Genomic DNA, 24,197 nt, shown 5'->3' on the forward strand with positions numbered 1-24,197 from the left:
CCGCGGCCGCCGCGCCATCCGCCCCGGCGCCGCGCGAGGCGTCCACACTGCGGCCCCCATGGCACCGCACCGACACCGGCGGATACCGTTCCCACCATGCCGGATTACCTCGACGACCTCCGCCTCGCCCACGTTCTCGCGGACGCGGCCGACGCGACGACCATGGACCGCTTCAAGGCACTGGACCTCAAGGTCGAGACAAAGCCGGACATGACCCCGGTCAGTGAGGCGGACAAGGCCGCGGAAGAACTGATCCGCGGCCACCTCAAGCGCGCCCGCCCCCGTGACGCCATCCTCGGCGAGGAGTTCGGCGTCGAGGGCACCGGCCCGCGCCGCTGGGTCATCGACCCGATCGACGGCACCAAGAACTACGTCCGGGGCGTCCCCGTCTGGGCCACCCTGATCTCCCTGATGGAGGCGGGCGAGGGCGGTTTCCAGCCCGTCGTCGGCGTGGTCTCCGCCCCGGCCCTCGGGCGCCGCTGGTGGGCCGCGAGGGGTCACGGCGCCTTCAGCGGCCGCAGCCTCTCCTCCGCGTCCCGCCTGCACGTCTCCAAGGTCGGCAGGCTGAGCGACGCCTCCTTCGCGTACTCCTCCCTCACCGGCTGGGAGGACCAGGGCCGGCTGGGCGGCTTCCTGGACCTGACCCGCGAGGTGTGGCGCACGCGCGCGTACGGCGACTTCTGGCCGTACATGATGGTCGCCGAGGGCTCGGTCGACCTCTGCGCGGAACCCGAGCTCTCCCTGTGGGACATGGCCGCGACCGCGATCGTGGTCACGGAGGCCGGCGGCACCTTCACCGGGCTGGACGGCCGCCCCGGCCCGCACAGCGGCAACGCCGCCGCGTCCAACGGACTGCTGCACGACGAGTTCCTGGGCTATCTCAACGAGCGCTACTAGGACGGCTCCGGCGGAACCCGTGCGAGCGCGCGCGCCCTCAATCGGCGGCGCGCGCCCTCTTGTTGACCCTCGCTTTACCTGCGACTCTGAGGGGACCCTCATTTGTGAACTTGTGAACCAATGAACGAACTCATTGGTTCCCAGGAGGTGACTGCGTACCCATGCTCGTCCGCGACGCCATGAGCACGGTGGTCCTCACCATCGGCCCCGCCCACACACTCCGCCAGGCCGCCGCCCTGATGTCCGCCCGCCGGGTGGGCGCGGCCGTGGTCCTCGATCCCGACGGCACCGGCACCGGCATTCTGACCGAGCGCGACATCCTGAACTCCGTGGGACTGGGCCAGAGCCCGGACACGGAGTACGCCCACGCCCACACCACCACCGACGTCGTCTTCGCCACCCCGACCTGGACCCTGGAGGAGGCCGCGCAGGCGATGGCCCACGGCGGCTTCCGGCACCTCATCGTGCTCGACGACGGCGAGCCCACGGGCATCGTCTCGGTGCGCGACATCATCCGCTGCTGGGCGCCGGCACGGCAGCGCGTACCGGCCACGACCGGTGCACCACATTAGACTCAATCCAAATCGAGCAGCTCTCCAAACTCACACCCGTTCGGATTCTGGTCCCCGGCTGTTAGTCTGGTGAGCATGAGCGACCTTTTGGAACGACTGCGCGGCCGTGGATGGCGGATGACCGCACAACGGCGCGTCGTGGCCGAGGTCCTCGACGGCGAACACGTCCACCTGACGGCCGACGAGGTCCACGCACGCGCCGTGGCCAAGCTGCCCGAGATCTCCCGGGCGACCGTCTACAACACGCTGGGCGAGCTCGTCTCCCTCGGCGAGGTGCTCGAGGTCGCCACCGACAAGCGCGCCAAGAGGTACGACCCGAACGCCCACCGACCGCACCACCACCTGGTCTGCGCCCAGTGCGGCGCCATCCGGGACGTGCATCCCACGGGCAACCCGATGGCCGACCTGCCCGACACGGAGCGGTTCGGCTTCACCGTCTCGGACGTCGAGGTGACGTACCGGGGCGTGTGCCCGAACTGCGCGGCGGCATAACAGCTCGCACCGAAGCCCCGGCATCCCTCACGGACGCCGGGGCTTCGTGCTGCCCGCGGCTTCCTGACGTCTTTCGGGTTCCGGGTCCGACAAACACCGAGGGCCGGAACCCTTTCGGATTCCGGCCCTCGGCCTTCAGTAGCGGGGACAGGATTTGAACCTGCGACCTCTGGGTTATGAGCCCAGCGAGCTACCGAGCTGCTCCACCCCGCGTCGATGAATGCAACGTTACGTGATGGGTGAGGCCAGAGGCAAATCGCTTTACCGAGGCCTCCCTCACACGGCGTCACGCCGACAGTTCCTCACGCAGCGCGTCCCGCAGCCGGGCCGCCCGCTCGGAGACCTCCTCGGGGCCCAGGGCCACCGCCCGGTCGGCCCACCGCTGCCCCTCGGCCAGCTCCCCACGACGCGCGTAGACCAGGGCGAGCCGGAGCGCCGCCCGTCCGTGCCCCGCGTCGGCGGCCCGGGCCCACCACACGGCGGCCTCCGGCTCGCTGCCCTCCCGGGCGAGCAGCAGCCCGAGGTTGAAGGCGCCGTTGCGGGAGCCCGCCTCCGCGGCCTCCCGGTACCACCGGGCGGCCTCCACGACGTCACCCCGCGCGGCCGCGAGCATGCCCACCCGCACCTGGGCCCGGCGGTGCCCCTGCGTGGCCGCCCGCTCGTACCACTCCTCGCACTCGCTCTTCTCCTCGTGCACCGGCTCCCCGAGGGAGTGCGCGGGCACGGGTGGCCGCCGGGCGTCCAGCACGGTCGCCAGCCGGTACGCGGCCTCCGCGCTGCCGCCGCCCGCGGCGCACCGCAGGTGCCGCTCGGCGCCGGCCTCGTCCCCGTCCCGGAGCCGGGCGATGCCCACCTGGAGGGCGGCCTCGGTGTGCCCGGCGGCGGCGGCCCGCTCGTACCAGCGCAGGGCGACGGCGTCCTCGCCCCGCCCGGCGAACAGGATGCCGAGATTGAAGGCGGCGTCCACGCTGCCGGCCTCCGCGGCCTTGGAGAACCAGGGCTCGGCCCCGGCCGTGTCCCCGCCCTGGAGCAGCAGGATGGCCAGCGCGTTGGCCGCCTCCCGGTGCCCCGCGTAGGCGGCCCGGCGGTACCACTGCTCGGCCTGGGAGGTGCGCCCCTGCTCGGCGCAGAGCAGCCCGAGGTTGTACGCGCCGTTGTCGTCGCCGGCGTCCATCGCCGCCCGGTACCAGCGCTCGGCGGTCTGCGGCTCGCCGCGCTCGGCGTGCAGGGCGCCCAGTGCGTTGGCCGCGTTGCCGTCGCCGTCCTGGGCGGCGCGCAGCCACCACACGGCCGCGCTCTCGGTGTCACCGGCGTCCCGGAGCAGGAACCCGAGCGCGCAGGCGGCCCGTGCCTCGCCGTCCTTCGCGGACGTCAGGTACCAGCGGCCGGCCTCCTTGAGCGCGCCGCGCCGCTCCAGGATCGCCCCGAGATGCAACGCGGCCCGGCGGTGACCGCGCGCGGCGGCCTGCCGGTACCACAGCTCGGCCTCGGCCCCGGCGCCGTGGTCGTCGCCCACGTCGCCCTCGGGACCCAGCCGGCGGTCGAGTGTGCGGGCCAGCCGGTAGGCCGCCTCCCGGTGGCCCCGCTCGGCGGCGATCCGCATCCACTGCTCGGCGCCCGTGTCCCCGCGGTGCTCCAGCAGGTCGGCGAGCGCGTAGGCGCCCAGCGCGTGCCCCTGCTCGGCGGACTGGCGCAGCCAGTACTCGGCGGCGGGCTCGTCGCCCCGCTCGCGGTGGTGGCGGCCGAGCGCGTGCGCGGCCGCGGCGGACCCGGCGACGGCGGCGATGCGCCACCAGCCGGCGGCGTCGTCGGCGTATCCGCGCTGGTGCAGCAGGACGCCGAGGTTGTTGGCTGCGGCCCGGTCGCCGGCGGCGGTGGCGGCACGCAGATGGGGCTCGGCTCCGTCGAGATCGCCGCGGCGCAGCAGGAGGGCGCCGAGGACGCTCATCGCCTCGACGTCACCGGCTTCGGCGGCCAGGCGCTGCCGGACCTCCTCGGCGGCGTCGTCAGTCGCCTCCCCGGCCCCGTCCCGCCCGGAAGGTTGCACAAAACGCCCTGTCTCGAACAGAGTTGCCTTGTCCCCCATAACGTCCATCGTCGCACCACCTGCAACCTGGGTACACCTGGTATACCGCAGCCAGTGAGGTCACTTCAGCGTTTTGTCGACATGCCCACAGAACGACAAGTGAAACACAGTTCCCCCCAACTGCCCCCGGCGGCGCGGCCGTCGGTATCCCGGCACATGCGTTCGCACATCACGAAGGCCCGGATCCTGAAAAGGATCCGGGCCTTCGATTCCAGTAGCGGGGACAGGATTTGAACCTGCGACCTCTGGGTTATGAGCCCAGCGAGCTACCGAGCTGCTCCACCCCGCGCCGTTGTGTCGCAACCGTATCACGGCGCGGGGGTGGGCGTTCGACCAGCGGCTGATCAGCCGCCGGGGCTACTGCTCGGACTGCTGCTGGGGCTGTTCCCGGCGCTCGGCGTGGCACTGGGCTTGGCACTGGGCTTGGCACTGCTGCCGCTGCCCTTGTCCGCCGCGGACTGCGCGTCCTCGGCGCGCTTGAGCGCGTCCTCCAGGTCCGCCTGGGCCCTGCCGTACGCCTCCCAGTCGCCCTTCTTCAGGGCTTCCTGGCCGGCCTCGAAGGCCTTCTGGGCGTCGTCCAGCGCCTGTTGGACCGTCGGGTTGCTGGAGGCCGGCGGCGGCTTGGTGGTCGTCCCGCCGTCGTCGTCCGGTGGCTCGGTGGTCGAACCGCTCGCTCCGAACACCTTGTTGAGCGCCTCGTCCAGGGTGTCCTCGAAGGCGGTGTTGCCGCCGTAGGTCACCAACACCTTCCGCAGCAGCGGGTACTTGAGTCCACCACCGCGCACGTAGACCGGCTCGACGTAGAGCAGTCCGCCGTCGAGCGGCACCGTCAGGAGGTTGCCGTACTCCACGTTGGAGTCGCCTCTGTTGAGGAGGCTGATGGTCTCGGCGATGTCCTGTTCGGAGTTGAACTGGCTCTGCACCTGTTTGGGCCCGTTGACCGTGGTGTTGGTCGGCAGTTTCAGGATTCTGATCTTGCCGTAGTCGCTGGTGCCCGCCTCGGCGTCGACCGACATGAACGCGCTGAGGTTGTCCCGGCCGTTGGGCGTGAACGTCGTCGTGAGCGAGAACGCCTGCGCCTTCTGGTCGGGCATCTTCATGCTCAGGTAGTACGGCGGCACCGCGTCGCCCGACTTGTTGGTCGGGTCGTCCGGCACCTGCCACACCTCGCTGCCGCTGAGGAAGGTGTCCGCGTCCTCGACGTGGTAGCGCGCCAGCAGCTCACGCTGGACCTTGAACAGGTCCTGCGGGTACCGCAGATGGGCCATCAGGTCGGTGGAGATGTCCTTCTTCGACTCGACCGTGCCCGGGAACGCCTTCATCCAGGTCTTGAGGACCGGGTCCTTGGTGTCCCACTGGTAGAGCTTGACCTCGCCGGTGTACGCGTCGACGGTCGCCTTCACCGAGTTGCGGATGTAGTTGACCTGGTTCTGCTGGGCCACCACCGCACGCTGGTTGTTCGTCGCGGTCAGCGAGTCGGCCGTGGTGTCGCCGAGGGTCGTGCGCGAGGAGTACGGGTAGCCGTTGGTCGTCGTGTACGCGTCGACGATCCACTGGATCTTGCCGTTCACCACCGCCGGGTAGGCGTCGCCGTCGATGGTCAGCCAGGGGGCGACCGCCTCGACACGCTGCTTGGGCGTGCGGTTGTACAGGATCCGCGAGCCCTCGCCGATCGCTCCGGAGTAGAGGATCTGCGGCTCGCTGAACGCCACCGCGTACGCGGCCCGGTTGACCGGGTTGGCGAGGTTGACCCCGCTCTTGGCCTCGTAGCTGTAGGTCTTCTCACCGGAGTCGTCGGAGTAGTCGATCTCCTTCTGGGGACCGCCGACGATCGAGTAGGTGGTGGTCTTCTCGCCGTAGTAGACGCGCTGCTGGTACGTCCCGAGGTCGCCCTGGGAGGGCAGGTTGGACTCGGTGAAGACCGGGCGGCCCTCGGCGTCGGCCTCGGTGCCCTTGGCGGCGACCACGCCGTACCCGTGGGTGTAGCGGAAGTGGTCGTTGATCCAGTTGTTCTTCGGGATGCCGGCGAGGTTCAGCTCGCGCAGCCCGATGACCGTGTCCTGGTCCTTGCCGTCCTTGCTGTAGCGGTCGACATCCAGGTTGGTCGGGAAGGCGTAGTAGTTCCGCATCTGCTGGAGCTGCTGGAACGTCGGCGAGACGACGTTGGGGTCCACGACCCGGATGCTGGCCGTGGCGTCGACGTCGTCGCGCAGCTTGGTCTTGTCCGTGGTGGTGGACTTGCCGTCGTACTCGGTCACCGAGGCGTCGTCGATGCCGTAGGCCTCACGCGTCGCCTTGAGGTTCTTCTCGACGTACGGCGCTTCCTTGGCCTGTTCGTTCGGCTGGACCTGGAACTTCTGGACGATCGCGGGGTAGAGCCCGCCGATGAGGATCGCCGAGAGCACCATCAGGCCGAAGCCGATCACGGGGAGCTGCCAGGTGCGCCGCCACAGGGTGGCGAAGAACAGCAGCGCGCAGATGACGGCGATGCAGAACAGGATCGTCTTGGCGGGCAGGTAGGCGTTCGCGTCGACGTACCTGAGGCCGGTCCAGCTATCGGTGGCCTTGAAGTCGCTGGACTTGACCGCCAGGCCGTACCGGTCGAGCCAGTACGCGACGGCCTTCAGGGCGACGAAGACGCCGAGCAGCACCGACAGGTGCCCGGTCGCGGCGGCCGTGGCCCGCGCGCCCGGGGAGGTGATCCGCAGACCGCCGTACAGGTAGTGGGTGAGCGCGGCGGCGATCACCGAGAGGATCGCGGCGGCGAAGCCGAAGCCGAGCAGGAACCGGTACCAGGGCAGGTCGAAGGTGTAGAAGGAGATGTCGAGGTGGAACTGCGGGTCCTTCTGACCGAAGGAGACGCCGTTGACCCACATCAGCCAGGTCCGCCACTGGCTGGAGGCGGAGGCGCCGGCGATCAGGCCCACCAGGGAGACGATCCCGAGCAGCAGCCACTTCTTGTACGGCGCGATGCCCATCCGGTAGCGGTCGAGGTTCTGCTGCTCCATCGACATCGCGCTCAGCGGCGGGCGCAGCCGGTGGGCCAGCCAGATGTTGAAGCCGACCGCGAGGGCCATCAGCAGGCCGAAGACGAAGAACAGCCCGATCTTGGTCCACAGGGTGGTGGTGAACACGGACGAGTAGTTCACCGAGCGGTACCAGAGCCAGTCCGTCCAGAAGCCCGCGAACATGGTGAACGCCATGCCGAGGACGGCAAGGACGCCCAGCGTCATGAGCAGGGTCCTGGCACGCCGGGACGGGCGGCCCACTCTCATCCGCGGCCCCGTCGGGCCTCCGCCGCGGTCCGGCATCTGGAAAGCCAAGGTGCGCACCTCGAAGTTCGCTGTCGATCCGTCAGACCCTCGTGTTCGCGGGCCCTGGGTGGCCCCCCGTGATCGCGGGCCCACACCTATGCAACTTACTCACCGTTTACTCGGTTCCCGATTCAGGTGACGAACGAGGCAGGATTGTGACCATGTCCAACACCCCCATGGCGGCGAACCCGCTCACCCGGGCCGTGCTCGAGATCGACGAGTACGCCTCCGGCCTCGGCTGGGACCAGCCCGCCCGCCTCTTCGCCCTCGTCGACACCGCCCGGCTGCGCGCCCAGGAACCCGCTCTCGCGAGCCAGCTCGGTCTGCAGGCGGAGCAGGAGTCCTCCGGCTTCACCCCCATCGAGCAGGAGGAGATCCCCGCGGGCAAGCCGCTCGACGAGTTCCTCGGCACCATCGCCTGGCCCGACGCGGTCGTGGGCTGCGCGCTCACCGTGGAGCGTCTGATGCTGCCGCCGTCCGCCGAGGCGTCCGTCCCGCAGGGGCTGAGCGAGGCCAAGCTGGCGAAGTGGGTCGCCGGGCACCCGGACCGCCAGGAGGTCCGCATGACGGTCGCGGTCCTGCGCGACGGCCGCCGCGACTCGGCCCTGCGGCTGCGGGAGAAGGACTCCCCCACCGAGGTCCTCACGGGCGGTGACCTGGTGCCGGGTCTGGCGCAGGCGCTGTCGGCGACGTTCGCGGAGTAGCCGCCGCGGCTATCCCTCGGTGCACTTGGGCAGGTCGGACGTCCTGCCCGCGCGGAGGTCCTTGAGCGCGCCGAGGGCGTCCTGGATGGTGTTCACCTTGACCAGGGTGAGCCCGCTCGGGGTGTCCTTGGCGGCGGCCGCGCAGTTGTCGGCGGGCGTCAGGAAGTACTGGGCGCCCTTGTCGCGGGCGCCGACCGTCTTCATCTCGATGCCGCCGATCGGGCCGACCTTGCCGTCGTCGTCGATCGTCCCGGTGCCGGCGACGAACTTGCCGCCGGTCAGGCTGCCGGGGGTGAGCTTGTCGTAGATGCCGAGCGCGAACATCAGACCGGCGCTCGGGCCGCCGACGTCGGCGAGCTTGATGTCGATGGTGAACGGGAAGGTGTGGTCGGTCCCGGCGGCGATCCCGACGATGGCGCGCTTCTCGCCCTCGTCGTCGGACGCCCTGGTGGTGATCGTGACCTTCTCGGTCTTCGTGGCCGTGCGGTGCGCCTTCTCGGCGGCGGCCTGCTCCTTCGCGGGCACGATCGTGAACACGACGTCCTCGCCGGGCTTGTGCTTGGTCACCAGCTTGGCGACGTCGCCGGGCGCCTTCACCGCCGTGCCGTCGACGGCCTTGATCACGTCACCGGCGTGGAGCCTGCCCTCGGACGGGGAGTCCTTGACGACCGTCGAGACGATCACCCAGGACTGCACCGGGACGTCCAGTTCCTTCAGCGCGGCCACCTTGGCGCTCTCCTGGGACTGGCTGAACTCCTCGGCGTTCTCCTGGGTCGACTGCTCCTCGGTCTTGCCGTCCGGGTAGAGCGTGTCGTGCGGCACGATCTTGCTGTCGTGCGCGAGCCAGCCGTACACGGCCTCGACGAGGTTCATCCTGAAGTCGGCGCTGGTGACCCGGACGGTGGTCATGTTCAGGTGACCGCTCGTCGGATACGTCTTGCGACCGGAGATCTGCAGCACCGGCTCGCCGCCGTGGTCCCCGAGGGTGTTCACCGTGGGGCCCGGAGACATCTCGGCGTAGGGCACGTTGATGAAGACTCCCGCGCAGAGGAGCGCGATCAGCATCAGGGTCGAGGCGAGCATCGTCGCGGTGCGGCGTGGCATGGCACGACAGTACGGGACGCTTCTGTCAGACCTTCGTCAGGGCGCCGCCGTCACGCGGGCGTCAGGTGCCGGACGCCGGGTGCCGGAGTCGCCGGACGTCAGGTGCCGGAGTGCGACTTCTCCATCGCGGCGCGGAAACGGGCGTATCCGTCGAGCTCGGGGCCGTCGCTGCGCGCCTTCCGGGTCCGGTTGGCCCAACTGCCCCACAGTCCCGCGACCACAGCGGCCAACAACGGAATCAACAACCAGACGAGCGCCCCCATGCCGACCTCCCGACCCCACACTGAGCCACCGCAGCGAACTGACTGATCAGCAGATTAACCATCCGCAGTGACAACGCTCACGCCAGGGGTGCGGTTACGCAACCGGAGGGGTGAAGGAAGGGTTCAGCAGGCGCCGACCCATTCCTCCGTACCGTCAGAAAACGTCTGGTGCTTCCAGATCGGCACCTCGTGCTTGAGATCGTCGATCAGTTTCCGGCAGGCCTCGAAGGCCTCGCCCCGGTGCGGGCAGGAGACGGCGACGACGACGGCGAGGTCCCCGACCCCGAGGTCCCCCACGCGGTGCACGGCGGCCAGGGCCCGCACCGGGAACTCGGCGACGACCTTCTCGGCGACCCTGCGCATCTCGGCCTCGGCGCTGGGGTGGCACGAGTACCCGAGCCTGTCGACGTCGGCGCCGCCGTCGTGGTTCCTGACGGTCCCTACGAACAGGGCGGTCCCCCCGGCCGCGTCGTCCCCGACGGCACGGAAGACCTCGTCGAGGGAGAGCGGCGTGTCGCGGATGCCGAGCAGCTTGATGGGCTCGTCGGCGGACCGCTCGCCGGGGTGGTCATGAGTGGGTGCCATGCCTCCATCGTGCCGCACGCCCGCGACCACGGGGAATAGCTCGATCACCCGGCACACGCGTGTGCACGTTTGGAGGCTCGTCCAGATGTACGCGCCCAAAGGGGCGCGGGGAACCGCGCGAACAGCCACGACGATCCCGCGGCCGCCGACCGCCCGCGCCCCCTCAGATCCTCCGGCGAGCCTTCCTGGCCCGCCGCACAACGGCAGCCGCACCCAGCAGAGCGACCGTCGCCCCGGCCGCGCCCGCCGCCGTCGCGTCCTTGCGGCCCAGCCGCCGCCCGGCGACCGTGTGCCGTCCGGCGACCTCCTCCAGCAGCTCCGCGAGGACCTCCTCGTTGGTCCACCGCGGCCGCCACCCCGCGTCGTGCAGCCGGCTCCCGCTCACCACCCAGGGGTACATCGTGTACGCCAGGTCCCCCGCGGGGGACGGCGTCAGACCGATCCGGTGCAGCCGGGCCGCCGCTCCCAGCGCGACCGCCGACGGCAGCTCCATCCGGCGGATCCCGCTGAGCTCCTCGATCTCCTCCTGCTCCAGCCACCCGTCGCACCCGACGGCGAGCTCCCCGTCGACCTTCTCCAGGACGGCGTGCTCCAGAGCGCTGCAGAGGTCCTCGACGTGGCAGAACTGCCAGGCGGGCCGGGACCCGGCCACGACCAGCAGCCGCGGCGACTCGAAGTACCGGGTCAGGGCGGTGTCGGTACCGCCCCCGACCAGCACGGCGGGGCGTACGACGGTGACATTGAGCCCGGGGTGCGCGCGGGGCGCCCGCCGCGCGAGCCGCTCGACCTCCAGCAGGTCCCCGACCCCGGTCGCCTCCGCGGTGGCCCGCAGCTCGGCGTCCTCCGACAGCGGCAGCTCGTTGTCCGGCAGGGCCCCGTAGACCATCGCGGAGGTGCACAGCACGACCCGGTGGACGCCCGCGGCCGCGGCGGCGGTCAGTACGGTCTGCGTCCCGCGCACGTTGTAGGCCGTACGCGCCGCGGGGTCGGTCTCCAGGTCGAGGTCGAGCGCCAGGTGCACCACGACGTCGGCCCCGCGCAGCTTCTCCGCGATGGCCGGGTCCCGCACGTCCAGGATGTGCCACTGCGCCGCCGCGCACTCGCCGCGCCGCTCGTCCAGCGCGATGACCTGCTTGATCTCCTCCGAGGCGGCGAGCCGCTCGGTGAGCAGCGCTCCGACGCCGGACGCGGCACCGGTGACCGCGACGACTGGCCCGCGCGCGGCGGGATTGGTTGACTGGTTTCGCGCTGCGCGAACCTGCGGATCAGGGGAACTCACCGGGCGTCTCCAGCGGTTGTCTTCAGTAGGAACGCGAGTGACGCGTACGTACCAGGTGGCATCCATCCTGCCGCAGGCGGAGAGTCGGCGGAGCACCGAGGCCCCGACGGCCGTCGGTGTCTACGCTGGGGGGTGTTATCGGGCAGCCGCGCCGCCGGAGGCAACCGGTGGCCTTACCAGCCGAGGAATCCCGTGAGTGACACCCCATTCGGATTCGGCCTTCCGCCGGAGGAGCCGGACGACGGCGACGAGGGCAAGAAGAAGGACCAGCAGAGCGGTGGTGGTCAGGGACCGGCCAACCCGTTCGGTTTCGGCGGTCTGCCCGGAGCCGGAGGCTTTGGCGGCCCCGGTGCGGACAATCCGCTCGCAGCCATGTTCGGTTCCCTGAACCCCACCGACCTGGGCGCCGCCTTCCAGCAGCTCGGCCAGATGCTCTCCTACGAGGGCGGCCCGGTGAACTGGGACATGGCCAAGCAGATCGCCCGCCAGACGGTCTCCCAGGGGACCGCGGACGGCACCAAGGACGCGAGCATCGGCCCCGCCGAGCGCACCGCGGTCGAGGAGGCCGTACGCCTGGCGGACCTGTGGCTCGACGACGCGACGTCGCTGCCGTCCGGGGCGGGCTCCGCGGTGGCGTGGTCCCGCGCGGAGTGGGTCGAGGCGACCCTGCCCGCGTGGAAGGAACTCGTCGACCCGGTCGCCGAGCGGGTCGGCACCGCCATGGGCGACGTCCTGCCGGAGGAGATGCAGGCCATGGCGGGCCCGCTGATCGGCATGATGCGCTCGATGGGCGGCGCCATGTTCGGCACCCAGATCGGGCAGGCCGTCGGCGTGCTCGCGGGCGAGGTCGTCGGCTCCACCGACATCGGCCTGCCGCTGGGCCCGGCCGGCAAGGCCGCGCTGCTGCCGGCGAACATCGAGGCCTTCGGCAAGGACCTGGGCGTGCCCAAGGACGAGGTGCGGCTGTACCTCGCCCTGCGCGAGGCCGCCCACCAGCGCCTCTTCGCGCACGTGCCGTGGCTGCGCTCGCACCTGTACGGCGCGGTCGACGGGTACGCGCGCGGGATCAAGGTCGACACCGCCAAGCTGGAGGACGTAGTCGGCCAGTTCGACCCGCAGAACCCCGAGCAGCTCCAGGACGCCCTGCAGCAGGGCATGTTCCAGCCGGAGGACACCCCGGAGCAGAAGGCCGCCCTGGCCCGTCTGGAGACGGCTCTGGCGCTCGTGGAGGGCTGGGTGGACGCGGTGGTCCACGCGGCCGCCAAGCCCCGTCTGTCGTCCGCGGACGCGCTGCGCGAGACCCTGCGCCGCCGGCGTGCCTCAGGCGGCCCGGCCGAGCAGACCTTCGCCACGCTGATCGGCCTGGAGCTGCGCCCGCGCCGCCTGCGGGACGCCTCCCGGCTGTGGGCCTCGCTCACGGACGCGCGCGGTGTCGACGGCCGGGACGGCCTGTGGGCCCACCCGGACATGCTGCCGACCGCGTCCGACCTGGACGACCCGGACGGCTTCGTGCACCGCGAGCAGCTCGACTTCTCCGAGCTGGACAAGATGCTCGGCGAGGCCGCCGACGGCTCCGGCGGCAAGCCCGACCTGAAGAAGGACGACGACACCGAGTGAGCCTCCATGACGACGCCGTCCTGGTCCTCAAGGGGTACGAGGACCAGGCGGACCTTCGGCAGGCCTACCTGGACCATCTGGCGGCCCACCCGGACGGCATGTGGAAGGCCTGCGAGGAGGGCCACCTCACGGCGAGTGCCCTGGTCGTCGACCCGGAGCGCGGCCGGGCCCTGCTGACCCTGCACAAGAAGCTGGGCATGTGGCTGCAGATGGGCGGCCACTGCGAGCCGGCCGACCTCTCCCTGGCGGCGGCGGCCCTGCGCGAGGCGACGGAGGAGTCCGGCATCGCGGGCCTGACGCTGCTGCCGGGCGGCCCGGTGCGCCTGGACCGGCATCCGATCCCGCCGCCGTGCCACTGCCACTTCGACGTCCAGTACGCGGCGCTCGCCCCGTCCGGCGCCGTGGAGGCGATCAGCGACGAGTCGCTGGACGTGCGGTGGTTCGCCTACGACGAGGTCGCGGACGTGGCGGACGAATCGGTCGTACGCCTGCTGGAAGCGACGCGCGCGAGGCTTTGAACGTCTTCTCGGCGCATGGTCAGGGGACGCCGGCTCGGCAAGGCGCAGGTGTAACGGGCGTCCTGTCGTGGCGGGCGCATGTGTAACGGCGCCCGGCTATGGCGGGCGCATGTGTAAGGGGCGCCCGGCAATGGCGGGCGCCCCTTACACGTGCTGACTAGCTGTTGCTGCCTCCGAGGGAGTTGCCGCGCATGCCGAACTGGCCGAGCACCCCGCCGTTGCGCATGCCCTGCGGCGGCAGCAGCTCGCTGGGCTGGACCAGGACATGGCCGGTTCCGCCGAAGTGCATCTCCCAGCCCTCGCCGGTGGTGCCCCGGCGGCGCCAGACGCCGGAGGTCGAGGTGGGCGCCTGGAGCTGGGTGCGCAGGGACGTGGACCAGGCGATGACGGCGTCGGAGTCGACGCAGACGTTCTTGTCCGGGCCGACCTCCAGCACCAGCGGCTCGCCCGAGGTCATCAGCACGACCTGCCCGGAGCCGGACAGCTCCAGGTTGTAGGCACCCGCTGCGGCCACCTCGACGGCACTGTCCACGGCGACGATGCCGACCCCGAGGGAGCCGTCGAAGGCGAGGATGTACGAGCTGTCGACGGTGATGCCGCGGCCGACCTCCATGACGTGCAGGTGCTGGGCGAGGTTGGCCAGGTAGACGATGCCGTTGCCCTTGCAGCGCATGAGGTCGAGGCCCTCACCGGTCATCCGCTCGACGTTGCGCCAGCTCCGGTTGCGGTACTGGCTGTCGAACTCGACCTGCCCCTCGAAGGCCACCATGGCGCCCTGCCGGGCGAGGACGGGGCTGCTGCCCTGGGTGACGTCGGTCTTCAGGAGCTGCGGGTTCTGCAGCGTGTAGCGCCCGGTCGACTCGACCGGGACGTGTGCGAAGAGTGTGCTGTGCATGATGTGCCTGGTGCTCCCCTCAGCCCCGGATCTTGAATCGGTCGCCGGTGTCCTCGCTCGGCTGGACGACCACGAAGCCCTGCCCCTTGAAGCCGATCTGGAAGGCCTCGCCGCTGCCGCGGCCGATGAGGGCACTCGCCTTGATGGTGCGGCGGGCCTTCATCTCCAGGCCGGTCGTCCAGGCGACGAGCGCGTCCGGGTCGACGTACGTCTCGCGCTCGGCGCAGTCCAGGGCCATCGGGATGCCCCGGCTGACCAGGGCGACCCAGCCGGTGCCCTTGATGACGAGGTTGGTCAGGCCGGAGCCGGAGAGCTTCGCGAGTCCCTTGACCGGTTCGATGGCCAGTTCCAGCGAGGCGTCGCAGGCCAGCAGGGTGGCGCCGTTGACGGAGAGCGCCTCGCCGTTGAGGTGCAGGACGAGGATGTCACCGCCGTAGTCGGCGAGGTACAGGTCGCCGTCGCCGCGGGCCAGCATCAGCCGGCCGCCCTCGCCGCTGACCATCTCCTCCGCCGAGCGGCGCAGGCTCGCGGGCGCCCCGTCGAACTGCACATAGCCGTCGTAGGCGATCATCGAGCCGGCCTTGGCGATCAGGTCCTGCCCGGTGACCATGGTGACCTTGAGCGTCTTGGAGCTGTGCACACTCATGCGGACGCCGGTCGCGGCGGCGCGGTGCGCACTCAGAGTCTGGGAGTCCATGGCCTCACACCTCGAAGGGCTGTACGACGACGAAGTTGCCGGGGGCGCCGCGGAACTGGAGGTTCACGGCCTCGGTGGTCTGCCGGGCGTACCCGGAGCGGCGCAGCCTGAGCGAGGTCGTGGTGACCGCCTGCGCACCGGCGGACCAGGCGATGACGGCGTTGCCGTCGACATAGGTGGCCGCGCCGACGGGCAGGACGACGGGCACGCCGCGTGTCTTGACGACGACCGCGCCGGTGCCGGAGAAGAGCATGCTGAAGAAACCCCCGCCGGGCAGTCCCGCGCCCTCGATGCGGCGGACCTCGGTGTCCAGGGTCTCGTCGAAGGCCAGCACGCCCTGCGCGCTGGTGTAGAGCTGCTCGCCCTGGAGGCGGATCACGAAGACACGGCTGGCCTCGTCGGCGAGGAACACCTCGCCGTTGCCGGTGCAGCGCATCAGGGACATGCCCTGGCCGGTGAGCGCCCCGGTGAGCTTGCCGAGCAGGCCGGAGCCCTTGTGGGCGAAGTCGATGTCGCCCTGGTAGGCGACCATGCTGCCCTGCTTGGCGAGGATGGGCGCGTCCTTGGTGAGGGTGGCCCGCACCAGGTTGGCGTTCTGCTCCGTCCAGCGGTCGCCGACGGGCGCCTCCGCGTACTTCGTCAGGACGACCCGGACGTTGGCCTCGGGCGGCACGGGGGCGAGCTGGGTGCCGCCGCCGAAGGGCTGCGCCTGGCCCGGGAAGGCTCCCGGCGCACCGGGGGGCGCGAACTGGCCGGGGACGGCGCCCGGAGGTGTGAACTGGCCCGCGGGTGCCCCGGGCGGCGCGTACTGGCCCGCCGGAGGCGCTCCGGGCGGAGCCGGGGTCTGCCCCGGAGGAGTGAACATCTGGGGGCTCGTCGGCGCGGCGGGCGCGGGCGCGGCGACCGTCGGCGCGGTGTGGACGGACGGGGCGGCGGCGGGGGCCGGCGGCGCGCCGAACGAAGGGGCCGGCGCGGCGGTCTGCGGGGGCGGGGCGAAGGCCGGTGCCTGGGACTGCGCGGGCACGGCGGCCTGCTGGGGCGCGGCCTCGGGCTCCTCCTCGGCGACCTCGCCGCCGAAGTTCTTCAGCAGCGCCTCCAGGCCGCCGTCGAAGCCCTGGCCGACCGCGGCGAACCGCCAGACGTCCTTCAGGTAGAGGTCGCCCAGCATCACGGCCCGCTCGGTGGAGAACTCGCTGCCGTCGAACGAGTACCGGGCCACTTCCTCGCCACCGGCGACGATCCGGACGTAGCCGGGGGCGATCTGCGACATCTGGCCGTCGCCGTCGAGCGTCGCCGTGAAGGACAGCTTCTGGATCTGCGACGGAATCCGGTCGAGCGTGACCCGGAAGGACTCCGTGTCGCCCGACTGCGCGCCCAGGAGCTGGATGGAGTCCTCAGGGGACTTCGGCTGGTTGAAGAAGATGAAGTACCGGTCGTCCGAGAGCCGTTCCTCGGCGTCGAGGCCGAAGCAACTGATGTCGAAGGTCAGTCCGGGGCCGGAGATCTGTACGCCTACGTACAGGTCCGTGCCCGCGGTCAGGTCACTGATCTTGGCCTTGTGGCCGCGTTGGAATTCCCTGGCCATGCGTAACGACCGTCCCCCATCCCGAATGCGAGTGCGTCGCGACAGGCTAACGGCAAACTCGGACACCGGCGGAGGTCGGTACAGATCCGGTACAAAAACCCGTTCGGGTCATCGGTCACTCCCCGCGGACGCCCGGGAGGTGCGGCAACCGGTCGGCGGCGACCACGCCTTCGAGATAGCCCTTGGCCCGCTCGGTGCGCGGGTAGGCCTCCAGCAACCGCCAGAAACGGGGCCCGTGACCGGGCACGAGCAGATGCGCGAGCTCATGGAGCAGGACGTAGTCGACGACGTACTCCGGCATGCCCTGGAGCCGGTGCGAGAGCCGGATGCTGCCCTCGGACGGGGTGCACGAACCCCAGCGGGTGTTCTGGTTGGTGACCCAGCGGACCGAGGCGGGCCGCGCCCGGCCGTCGAAGTACTGGTCCGAGAGCCGCCGGGCGCGCTCGGCGAGCTCGGTGTCGCCGAGGACCCGCTTGCTCTCCTGGGCGGCCAGCTTGGCGAGCATGACGGTCACCCAGCGCTGCTCCTCCGCCTCGGACATCCGGGCAGGGATGAGCACGACGGTGCGATCGCCCTCGCGGTACGCGGAGACCGTCCGGCGTCGACGGCTGCTCCTGCGCACCTCGATCGCGCTCGCCCCCGAGCCGCTCGGCGGCTGGCTCGTCGTGCTGCGCTGTGGCGTTCCGGCGCTGTGCAGTGGGTCGGCGGGCACGCCCCGACGTTACCCGCTGCACACGGGGGAAGTCCCGACTCCGGGACGGTTCGGTTTCGATCGCCCACCATGCGTCTGATTTGTACGACGAATGGCCCCCACCTGTGGACAACTTTCGGCACCCGTCCACCGGCTCCGGGCATGCTGGCAGCGCCGCCTCGACCGCGACCGACCGTCGCGGGCCACGAGGGCGGACGGGGACGTTCTACGAGGGCTACGGGGGCCTGTCATGCAAGCAGTGGTTCCGCTCGAGCACACCATGGTTCCGCGCATGAAGCCCGCGCTCCGGCGCGGTTGGCGCGACCTCAACACCGTGCAGTTCGGGATGACCCCGGCGCACGCGCTGACGCTGGGCCCGGTCGACACGGCGACGGGCAGCTTCCTCGACCTGCTCAACGGCACGCGCGGTCTCGCGCTGCTGCGGGAGGAGGGACGCCGCATGGACCTGCCCGACGGCCATGTCGACACACTGGTGGGGCGGCTTGCGCGGGCCGGGCTCGTCGACGACGCGCGCGGCGGCGGGCCGGCCGCGGACGCGCTGCGGGAGAGGAAGGACGTCCTCGAGCGGCTGGCGCCCGATCTGGCGTCCCTCTCGCTGACCACCTCGGAGCCGGGTGACGCGATGCGGCTCCTGGCGGCCCGCCGCTCACTGCGCGTGCAGGTCAGAGGGGCGGGCCGGGTGGGCGCGGCACTGGCCGCACTGCTCTCGGGTGCCGGTGTCGGGGAGGTCGACGTACGGGACGGCGGCCGGGTCGAGCCGGGGGACGTTGCTCCGGGCGGGCTCCCCGCCGCCTCCGTCGGCGACCGCAGGGACACCGCCGCGCGCCGGGCCGTGTCCGCGGCGGCTCCGGGACGCCCGCCGCGCCACGGCTCCCGGGCCTCGGTGGTGGCGGACGATCCGGGGTTCTCCCTCGTCGTGCTCGCCCCGCGGGACGACGTCGACGTCCACGCGCCCGCCCCGGCCGCCGGTGAGCCCCTCGTCCGGTCCGGCACACCTCACCTGTACGCCGGTGTGGTCGAGGCCACAGGAGTGGTCGGCCCGCTCGTCCTGCCGGGCGAGACGGGCTGCGCCGGCTGTCTGCACGAAGCGCGGACCGACCGTGACCCGGCCTGGCCCCGGCTGGTGGCCCAGTGGCGTTCGGGCAGCCGACGGCTTCCGGCCCGCCCCTGTGACCTGACCCTGGCCACGACGGTCGCCGGGCTCGCGGCCGCGCACGCGCTCGCCTTCCTCGACGGCCGCGTCCCGTCCAGCGCGGGCGCCCGCTGGGAGGTCTCGCTGCCCGGTCTGACCTGGCACGCTCGGCCGATCCCGGCGCATCCCGCATGTCCGTGCGGGGCCGCGGAGAAAGGTAAGGGAGAACACACCTCCAAGGAGGAGGCTTCGCACGAGACAATGACGGAGCAACGGTCGTCGGAGGAGTTGTGCCGCAAGGCAACCGCGCCACGGCCGGCTGGGACCTGGAGGGCGCATGTCTGATCTTCCCCGGAAGGCGGTCACCCGGACCGCCAAGCTCGCCGCGCTCCCGCTCGGCTTCGCCGGGCGGGCCACCTGGGGACTCGGCAAGCGGATCGTGGGCGAGTCCGCGGAGATCGTCGGCCGCGAGCTGCAACAGCGCACCGCGGACCAGTTGTTCAAGGTGCTCGGGGAGCTCAAGGGCGGGGCCATGAAGTTCGGCCAGGCCCTGTCCGTCTTCGAGTCGGCGCTCCCCGAGGAGGTCGCGGGCCCCTACCGCGCCGCCCTGACCAAGCTCCAGGAGGCGGCGCCTCCGATGCCGACCCGCACCGTGCACGCGGTGCTCGAGGAGCGGCTGGGCGAGGACTGGCAGGAGTTGTTCGCCGAGTTCGACGACAAGCCCTCCGCGGCGGCGTCGATCGGCCAGGTCCACCGGGCCGTCTGGCACGACGGGCGCGAGGTGGCGGTCAAGGTCCAGTACCCGGGGGCGGGCGAGGCCCTGCTGTCCGACCTGAACCAACTGGGCCGTTTCGCCCGCCTGTTGGGGCCGCTGATTCCCGGCATCGACATCAAGCCCCTCATCGCCGAGCTGCGCGACCGGGTCTCGGAGGAGCTCGACTACGGCCTGGAGACGCAGGCCCAGCAGGCCCACGCGGAGGAGTTCGCGGACGATCCGGACGTCGTGGTGCCGGCCGTGGTCCACCAGAGCGACCAGGTCCTGATCACCGAGTGGATCGAGGGCGTCCCCCTGTCGGAGGTGATCTCGGACGGCACGCAGGAGCAGCGTGACCGCGCCGGGCAGCTCCTGGCCCGGTTCCTCTTCTCCGGTCCGGCCCGCACCGGCCTGCTGCACGCCGACCCGCACCCGGGCAACTTCCGGCTTCTGCCGGGCGGCCCCGAAGGCGAGGACGACTGGCGCCTGGGCGTCCTGGACTTCGGCACGGTCGACCGCCTCTCGGGCGGTCTGCCGGAGACCATCGGCACCTGCCTGCGGATGACGCTGGACGGCGAGGCGGAGGCGGTCTACGAACTGCTCTGCACGGAGGGCTTCGTGAAGGAGTCCATAGAGCTGGACCCGGACGCGGTCCTCGACTACCTCCTGCCGATCATCGAGCCGGCCGAGGTCGAGGAGTTCACCTTCACCCGGGGCTGGATGCGCAGTCAGGCGGCCCGGATCGCCGATCCCCGCTCCCCCGCCCATCAATTGGGCAAACAGCTCAATCTGCCCCCGGCGTACCTGCTGATCCACCGGGTCACCCTGAGCACGATCGGTGTCCTGTGCCAACTGGGTGCGACGGTCCGGCTGCGCGAGGAGCTGGAGGACTGGCTGCCGGGGTTCCTGCCGGAGGACGAGGGGGACGAGCCGGAGGCGGCCGCGGAGGCGTGAGCCGGACCGGCCTACCACCAGGAGGAGTCGAGCCGCCCCTCGATGGCCCTGAGGTTCTCCCGGGCGCACCTGTCGCAGAAGTACTGCCGGACGCCGTTCTCCACGGAGCAGGTCCAGGTGGGCTGTGAGCCCTCGGCCCGGGTGCCGCACCGGGCGCACACGAGGGGCTCAGGCTCGCCGTCGCCGTCGCCGCCGTCGTCTCCGTCGTGTGCGGAAGGGCTCGTCACCCGCCGACGATAACTCCGTCTCCGACGGTTCGGCGCGTACAACGCACCGCGGGGGCCGGTCCGTTCGGACGGACCGACCCCCGTGGGGAACTACCGGGTCGTGTTACTGCATGACGGCCATGGCGAGCGCACGGCGAGCACGCAGGGAGGCGCGCTCGGCCCGGCGCTGCATCCGGCGGGCGGTGGCCAGGCGGATCGCCCGGCGTTCCTGCTCGGCCTCGTGCAGCCGGTCGCGCATATGCGCGCGAGCCAGGGCTTCTGGGATGAGTTGCATCTCTCGGGTCCTGTTCTGACGCGAGTCGTTCGCGTCGGTGGTGGTGAAGTCTGGGATCGCGGAGCCGGCGGGCTCGCTGGTGGACGGCTTCATCGGGGCCTGCTTCGTGGGGTCGTTCGTGAGGGGGCGGTCGATCGTTCCTGCGGTGTTCATGCTGTGACCGGGTTCTTGCGCGGGCGACCACGCGGCCGCTTCCGGGCGACGACGACACCCTGGACGAACAGCTCTCCACCCCAGACGCCCCAGGGCTCACGCCGCTCCTTGGCGCCGGCGAGGCAGGCCTCCATCAGCGGGCAGGTGCGGCAGAGGGACTTGGCGTACTCGACGTCGGCCGGCGACTCGGCGAAGAAGACCTCCGGGTCGTAGGAACGGCAGGGGACGGGTACGCCGAGGTTCTCGATGGCGTCGTCGAGCGCGGTGAGCGCGGTGAGCGGGATCAAGGTGGAGTCCTCCGTGAGGCCGGGCGGGGGGATCGTTTCGGAAGGCGGTACGGACGGGGCGTGCGCTTCGAGTTGCACGGTTCGTCTTCCTCGTCTGTTCGGTCCGGCCCTGTGGGACCGGTGGTCGCTTGGTACCGGGTTCTTTTCTTGTCCCGAGGCCCCTTCGCTCCGCTCTCCCCGTTCGGGGAAAACAGAAGGGCCGCGGATCCCGGATGGGGTTCCGCGGCCCTGAAGGCGCCGGCCTGATCGGCGATCAGGCTGGATCACTCCAGGGTTCTGGCCCACGGAAGGCCCACATCTGGTGGTGCTGCGTCGTCTGCTTCCGGAATCCGGCACCGGCCGCCGCAAAGGCATAGGCGTGCGCCTGTGCCACTACTGCTTCCAGTGCCTTGGTCGGTCGCTCATTGCGCTCACGGACCGGAAGGGCCGCGAGAGACACGGAGGACGCCGGACGGACGGCAAGAATGCCGGACAGACCGGTGCCCAGGTTCGAAACGCCGAGCATGCACGTGGAGACGACCGAGAGATCGGTCATTTTGGCGGTGCTGATGGCCTTGCGGCTGTTGATGCTGATCACTTCAATCGCCTCCTCTCGGCGTCTCTGGGGACGGCGGCGCGAGCCGCTGTCCGACGGAAATGCAAGTAGAACACGGAATCGGGGCCTCCGAGAAGGCCTCCGTCCCCGTGGCTAAGAACCTATGGGGATTGCCGGGGCATGCGCAAACTATTTTTTCGACGAGTTGGAATCAGTCGTCGTCCTCTTCCTCCGTGACCTCCTGGCCTGCGCAGATGGTCAGCACATCCGCTCCGTAGCGGTTGAGCTTGCGCCGGCCGACGCCCGGGATCCGCGCCAGCTCGTGCTCGTCGTCGGGCACGGCCTCGGCGATCGCCATCAAGGTCTTGTCCGTGAAGACGCAGAAGGCCGGCTGGCCGCTGCGCTGCGCCTGTACGGCACGCCAGTCGCGCAGCCGCTCGTAGAGCCCCTCGTCCATGTCGGAGGGGCAGTCCTCGCACCGCATGAGCTTGAGCTCGCCCGCGTCGGTGAGCGTGCGCCCGCACACCCGGCAGCGCGCCGGGGTGCGCTGAGTGCGTCGGGGCGTGACGCCGACGGCGCTGGTGAAACCGCGCTCCACGCCCCCGGGGCCGCCGCCCGCGGTGCGCCCCGCGGTGGCGATGGAGCCGGGGCGCAGCCCGTCGAGGAAGCGGCTGGGCCGACGGTTGGGCCGACCGCCGGGCGAGCGGGAGAGCGACCAGGAGACGTGGAGGCGCTCGCGGGCTCGGGTGACGCCGACATAGAGGAGCCGGCGCTCCTCCTCGATCTGCTCGTCGGTCTTGGCGTACGTGATCGGCATCATGCCCTCGGCGACCCCGACCAGGAACACCGCGTCCCACTCCAGGCCCTTGGCCGAGTGCAGGGAGGCGAGGGTGACGCCCTCGACGGTCGGGGCGTGCTGGGCACCGGCCCGCTCGTCGAGCTCGGCCACCAGGTCGTTGAGGGTGACGCCGGGGCGGGCGGCGGCGAAGTCCTGCGCGAGGTTCACCAGGGCGGCCAGTGATTCCCAGCGCTCCCTGACGGCCCCGGAGCCGGCCGGCGGCTCCGTGGTCCAGCCCTCGCCGGACAGGACGGCACGCACCTGGGAGGGCAGGTCGACGGCGTCGTCCAACTGGGAGTCGTTGCCGCCGAAGCGGGCCGCGCCCCGGAGGTTCACGATGGCCCTGCGCACCTCGGGTCGGTCGAAGAACCGCTCGGCACCGCGGAGCTGGTAGGGCACCCCGGCGTCGGCGAGGGCCTGTTCGTAGGTCTCGGACTGGGAGTTGGTGCGGAACAGGATGGCGATCTCGCTGGCCCGGACGCCCGCGGCCATGAGGTCCCGGATGCGACGGGCGGCGCCCTCGGCCTCGGCGGGCTCGTCGGTGTACTCGGTGTAGACGGGCTCGGGGCCGGGCCGGCGCTGGGAGATCAGTTCCAGCCGGTGGTCGGCGGCACGGCCGCGGGCCTGGGCGAGCAGGCCGTTGGCGAGATGGACGACCTGGGGGGTGGAGCGGTAGTCGCGGACCAGCTTGACGACGGTGGCCCCGGGGTGGCGGGTGCGGAAGTCGAGCAGATGGTCGGGAGTTGCGCCGGTGAACGAATAGATCGTCTGGCTGGCGTCGCCCACGACGCACAGGCTGTCGCGCCGCCCGAGCCACAGTTCCAGCAGGCGCTGCTGGAGGGGGCTGACGTCCTGGTACTCGTCGACGACGAAGTGCTGGTACTGGGAACGCACCTGCTCGGCGATGTCGTGCCGGTCCTGGAGGATGGCCACGGTCAGCAGCAGGACGTCCTCGAAGTCGATGACGGCCCGGTCGCGCTTGAGGTCTTCGTAGGCGGCGTAGAGCTGGGCGATCTCCGCCGCGGCGCGGGGGGTCTCCCGGCCGGCCTTCGCGGCTGCGAGGGCATAGTCGGAGGGGACGGTCTGGGTGACCTTGGACCACTCGATCTCGCCGGTGACGTCCCGCAGCTCGCCCCGGTCGAGACGGATGCGGCAGGCGGCGGCCGCGTCGGCGACGAGCTGGATCTTGCGGTCGACGAGCCGGGGCATGGAGCCGCCGACCGCTTTCGGCCAGAAGTACTGGAGCTGGCGCAGGGCCGCAGAGTGGAAGGTGCGTGCCTGGACGCCCGTGGCGCCGAGCTGGCGCAGCCGTCCGCGCATCTCCCCGGCGGCGCGGTTGGTGAAGGTGACGGCGAGCACGCTGGAGGGCTGGAGGATGCCGGCCCGCACGCCGTAGGCGATGCGGTGGGTGATCGCCCGGGTCTTGCCGGTGCCGGCGCCCGCCAGCACGCACACCGGTCCGTGCAGGGCGGTGGCCACCTCGCGCTGCTCGGGGTCGAGCCCTTCCAGCACCGCGTCGGCCGAGTCCGGTGTGCGCGGGAAGAGCGTGGAGTGCGTTGCTGCTGTCACACCGCCATGCTGCCAGGTCGGCGGAGGCGGACGAGCCGGTTGTCCACAGGCAGGCAGCCGCAGTCGTACTAATGCGGCAGGCATCACCTGGCCGGGCACCCCCGGTGCGGGAATGGCGACCCGGTCGCATACGTTCCCTCAACGGATGACCTCT

General features: G+C 71.3%; 23 protein-coding genes and 2 tRNA genes. 8 read left to right on the forward strand and 17 right to left on the reverse strand.

The genetic code is table 11. The features are described 5' to 3' along the window. Window positions 1-96 precede the first annotated feature (96 nt). From hisN to ACZ66S_RS05945, 3 genes are all read left to right on the forward strand, one after another. Complete coding sequence (gene hisN / locus ACZ66S_RS05935; RefSeq protein ID WP_469899967.1) at window positions 97-897, forward strand: histidinol-phosphatase; 801 nt, start codon at window positions 97-99, stop codon at window positions 895-897. 161 nt (window positions 898-1,058) lie between these two features. Further along, a complete protein-coding gene (locus tag ACZ66S_RS05940) occupies window positions 1,059-1,469 on the forward strand; it encodes a CBS domain-containing protein (protein ID WP_469899969.1) in 411 nt (136 codons plus the stop codon). A 75-nt stretch (window positions 1,470-1,544) separates the two neighbouring features. Then, complete coding sequence (locus ACZ66S_RS05945; protein ID WP_469899970.1) at window positions 1,545-1,961, forward strand: Fur family transcriptional regulator; 417 nt, start codon at window positions 1,545-1,547, stop codon at window positions 1,959-1,961. 139 nt (window positions 1,962-2,100) lie between these two features. Here the strand turns inward: ACZ66S_RS05945 and ACZ66S_RS05950 are convergent. The 4 genes from ACZ66S_RS05950 to ACZ66S_RS05965 all read right to left on the reverse strand — a co-directional run bounded on the left by ACZ66S_RS05950 (window position 2,101) and on the right by ACZ66S_RS05965 (window position 7,379). After that, window positions 2,101-2,174, reverse strand: a tRNA-Met gene (locus ACZ66S_RS05950). A gap of 73 nt (window positions 2,175-2,247) precedes the next feature. Beyond that, window positions 2,248-4,056, reverse strand: coding sequence for a tetratricopeptide repeat protein (locus tag ACZ66S_RS05955; RefSeq protein ID WP_469899971.1), 1,809 nt, complete (start codon window positions 4,054-4,056; stop codon window positions 2,248-2,250). Between the two features lie 206 nt (window positions 4,057-4,262). Then, window positions 4,263-4,336 (reverse strand) — tRNA-Met (locus ACZ66S_RS05960). Window positions 4,337-4,391: 55 nt separating this feature from the next. Continuing rightward, window positions 4,392-7,379 (reverse strand): UPF0182 family membrane protein, encoded by a 2,988-nt coding sequence (locus tag ACZ66S_RS05965; protein ID WP_469899973.1) that lies wholly within the window; start codon window positions 7,377-7,379, stop codon window positions 4,392-4,394. 143 nt (window positions 7,380-7,522) lie between these two features. On the opposite strand from ACZ66S_RS05965, the gene ACZ66S_RS05970 reads away from it, so the two are divergent. Continuing rightward, window positions 7,523-8,065 (forward strand): PPA1309 family protein, encoded by a 543-nt coding sequence (locus ACZ66S_RS05970; protein ID WP_469899975.1) that lies wholly within the window; start codon window positions 7,523-7,525, stop codon window positions 8,063-8,065. A 9-nt stretch (window positions 8,066-8,074) separates the two neighbouring features. Here ACZ66S_RS05970 and ACZ66S_RS05975 read toward each other — a convergent pair whose 3' ends face one another. The 4 genes from ACZ66S_RS05975 to ACZ66S_RS05990 form a co-directional block, all read right to left on the reverse strand. Further along, the gene (locus tag ACZ66S_RS05975) at window positions 8,075-9,169 is read right to left on the reverse strand and encodes a YlbL family protein (protein ID WP_469899977.1); all 1,095 of its coding nucleotides are present in this window, start codon (window positions 9,167-9,169) and stop codon (window positions 8,075-8,077) included. A 98-nt stretch (window positions 9,170-9,267) separates the two neighbouring features. After that, window positions 9,268-9,432: a hypothetical protein gene (locus ACZ66S_RS05980; protein ID WP_162951013.1), complete on the reverse strand. Its 165-nt coding sequence runs from the start codon at window positions 9,430-9,432 to the stop codon at window positions 9,268-9,270. Between the two features lie 123 nt (window positions 9,433-9,555). Then, window positions 9,556-10,017: a molybdenum cofactor biosynthesis protein MoaE gene (locus ACZ66S_RS05985; protein WP_469899978.1), complete on the reverse strand. Its 462-nt coding sequence runs from the start codon at window positions 10,015-10,017 to the stop codon at window positions 9,556-9,558. Window positions 10,018-10,180: 163 nt separating this feature from the next. Next, on the reverse strand, window positions 10,181-11,296 hold the full coding sequence (locus ACZ66S_RS05990; protein ID WP_469899980.1) for an SDR family oxidoreductase: 1,116 nt from the start codon (window positions 11,294-11,296) through the stop codon (window positions 10,181-10,183). A gap of 192 nt (window positions 11,297-11,488) precedes the next feature. Here ACZ66S_RS05990 and ACZ66S_RS05995 point away from each other — a divergent pair, with 192 nt between their 5' ends. Together ACZ66S_RS05995 and ACZ66S_RS06000 are read left to right on the forward strand one after the other, a co-directional pair. After that, complete coding sequence (locus ACZ66S_RS05995) at window positions 11,489-12,913, forward strand: zinc-dependent metalloprotease (protein WP_469899981.1); 1,425 nt, start codon at window positions 11,489-11,491, stop codon at window positions 12,911-12,913. Beyond that, window positions 12,910-13,431 (forward strand): NUDIX hydrolase, encoded by a 522-nt coding sequence (locus ACZ66S_RS06000; RefSeq protein WP_469899983.1) that lies wholly within the window; start codon window positions 12,910-12,912, stop codon window positions 13,429-13,431. The genes ACZ66S_RS05995 and ACZ66S_RS06000 overlap by 4 nt, the downstream gene beginning before the upstream one ends. A gap of 157 nt (window positions 13,432-13,588) precedes the next feature. On the opposite strand, the gene ACZ66S_RS06005 is transcribed toward ACZ66S_RS06000, so the two are convergent. The 4 genes from ACZ66S_RS06005 to ACZ66S_RS06020 form a co-directional block, all read right to left on the reverse strand. Further along, the gene (locus ACZ66S_RS06005) at window positions 13,589-14,326 is read right to left on the reverse strand and encodes an AIM24 family protein (protein WP_383556311.1); all 738 of its coding nucleotides are present in this window, start codon (window positions 14,324-14,326) and stop codon (window positions 13,589-13,591) included. A 19-nt stretch (window positions 14,327-14,345) separates the two neighbouring features. Next, complete coding sequence (locus tag ACZ66S_RS06010) at window positions 14,346-15,023, reverse strand: AIM24 family protein (RefSeq protein WP_352390275.1); 678 nt, start codon at window positions 15,021-15,023, stop codon at window positions 14,346-14,348. Window positions 15,024-15,027: 4 nt separating this feature from the next. Beyond that, window positions 15,028-16,608, reverse strand: a complete 1,581-nt coding sequence (locus tag ACZ66S_RS06015) for a TerD family protein (protein WP_469899984.1) — start codon at window positions 16,606-16,608, stop codon at window positions 15,028-15,030. A 115-nt stretch (window positions 16,609-16,723) separates the two neighbouring features. Further along, the gene (locus ACZ66S_RS06020) at window positions 16,724-17,320 is read right to left on the reverse strand and encodes a M48 metallopeptidase family protein (protein ID WP_469899986.1); all 597 of its coding nucleotides are present in this window, start codon (window positions 17,318-17,320) and stop codon (window positions 16,724-16,726) included. A 259-nt stretch (window positions 17,321-17,579) separates the two neighbouring features. Between ACZ66S_RS06020 and ACZ66S_RS06025 the strand changes: the two genes are divergently transcribed. Then, window positions 17,580-18,797, forward strand: coding sequence for a TOMM precursor leader peptide-binding protein (locus ACZ66S_RS06025; protein ID WP_469900862.1), 1,218 nt, complete (start codon window positions 17,580-17,582; stop codon window positions 18,795-18,797). Next, complete coding sequence (locus tag ACZ66S_RS06030) at window positions 18,790-20,160, forward strand: ABC1 kinase family protein (protein WP_469899987.1); 1,371 nt, start codon at window positions 18,790-18,792, stop codon at window positions 20,158-20,160. The genes ACZ66S_RS06025 and ACZ66S_RS06030 overlap by 8 nt, the downstream gene beginning before the upstream one ends. A gap of 11 nt (window positions 20,161-20,171) precedes the next feature. Here the strand turns inward: ACZ66S_RS06030 and ACZ66S_RS06035 are convergent, their stop codons facing one another. The 5 genes from ACZ66S_RS06035 to ACZ66S_RS06055 all read right to left on the reverse strand — a co-directional run bounded on the left by ACZ66S_RS06035 (window position 20,172) and on the right by ACZ66S_RS06055 (window position 24,127). After that, complete coding sequence (locus ACZ66S_RS06035) at window positions 20,172-20,387, reverse strand: hypothetical protein (protein ID WP_469899988.1); 216 nt, start codon at window positions 20,385-20,387, stop codon at window positions 20,172-20,174. 103 nt (window positions 20,388-20,490) lie between these two features. Beyond that, window positions 20,491-20,814, reverse strand: coding sequence for a hypothetical protein (locus ACZ66S_RS06040; protein ID WP_469899989.1), 324 nt, complete (start codon window positions 20,812-20,814; stop codon window positions 20,491-20,493). Continuing rightward, entirely contained in the window at window positions 20,811-21,179 is a 369-nt protein-coding gene (locus ACZ66S_RS06045; protein WP_020119791.1) for a WhiB family transcriptional regulator, read from the reverse strand. Before ACZ66S_RS06045 ends, ACZ66S_RS06040 begins: the two co-directional genes overlap by 4 nt. A gap of 175 nt (window positions 21,180-21,354) precedes the next feature. Further along, window positions 21,355-21,636, reverse strand: coding sequence for a hypothetical protein (locus ACZ66S_RS06050; protein ID WP_469900863.1), 282 nt, complete (start codon window positions 21,634-21,636; stop codon window positions 21,355-21,357). A gap of 211 nt (window positions 21,637-21,847) precedes the next feature. Further along, entirely contained in the window at window positions 21,848-24,127 is a 2,280-nt protein-coding gene (locus ACZ66S_RS06055; protein WP_469899991.1) for an ATP-dependent DNA helicase UvrD2, read from the reverse strand. Window positions 24,128-24,197 lie beyond the last annotated feature (70 nt).

This window comes from Streptomyces sp. NPDC107471 (assembly GCF_055582845.1).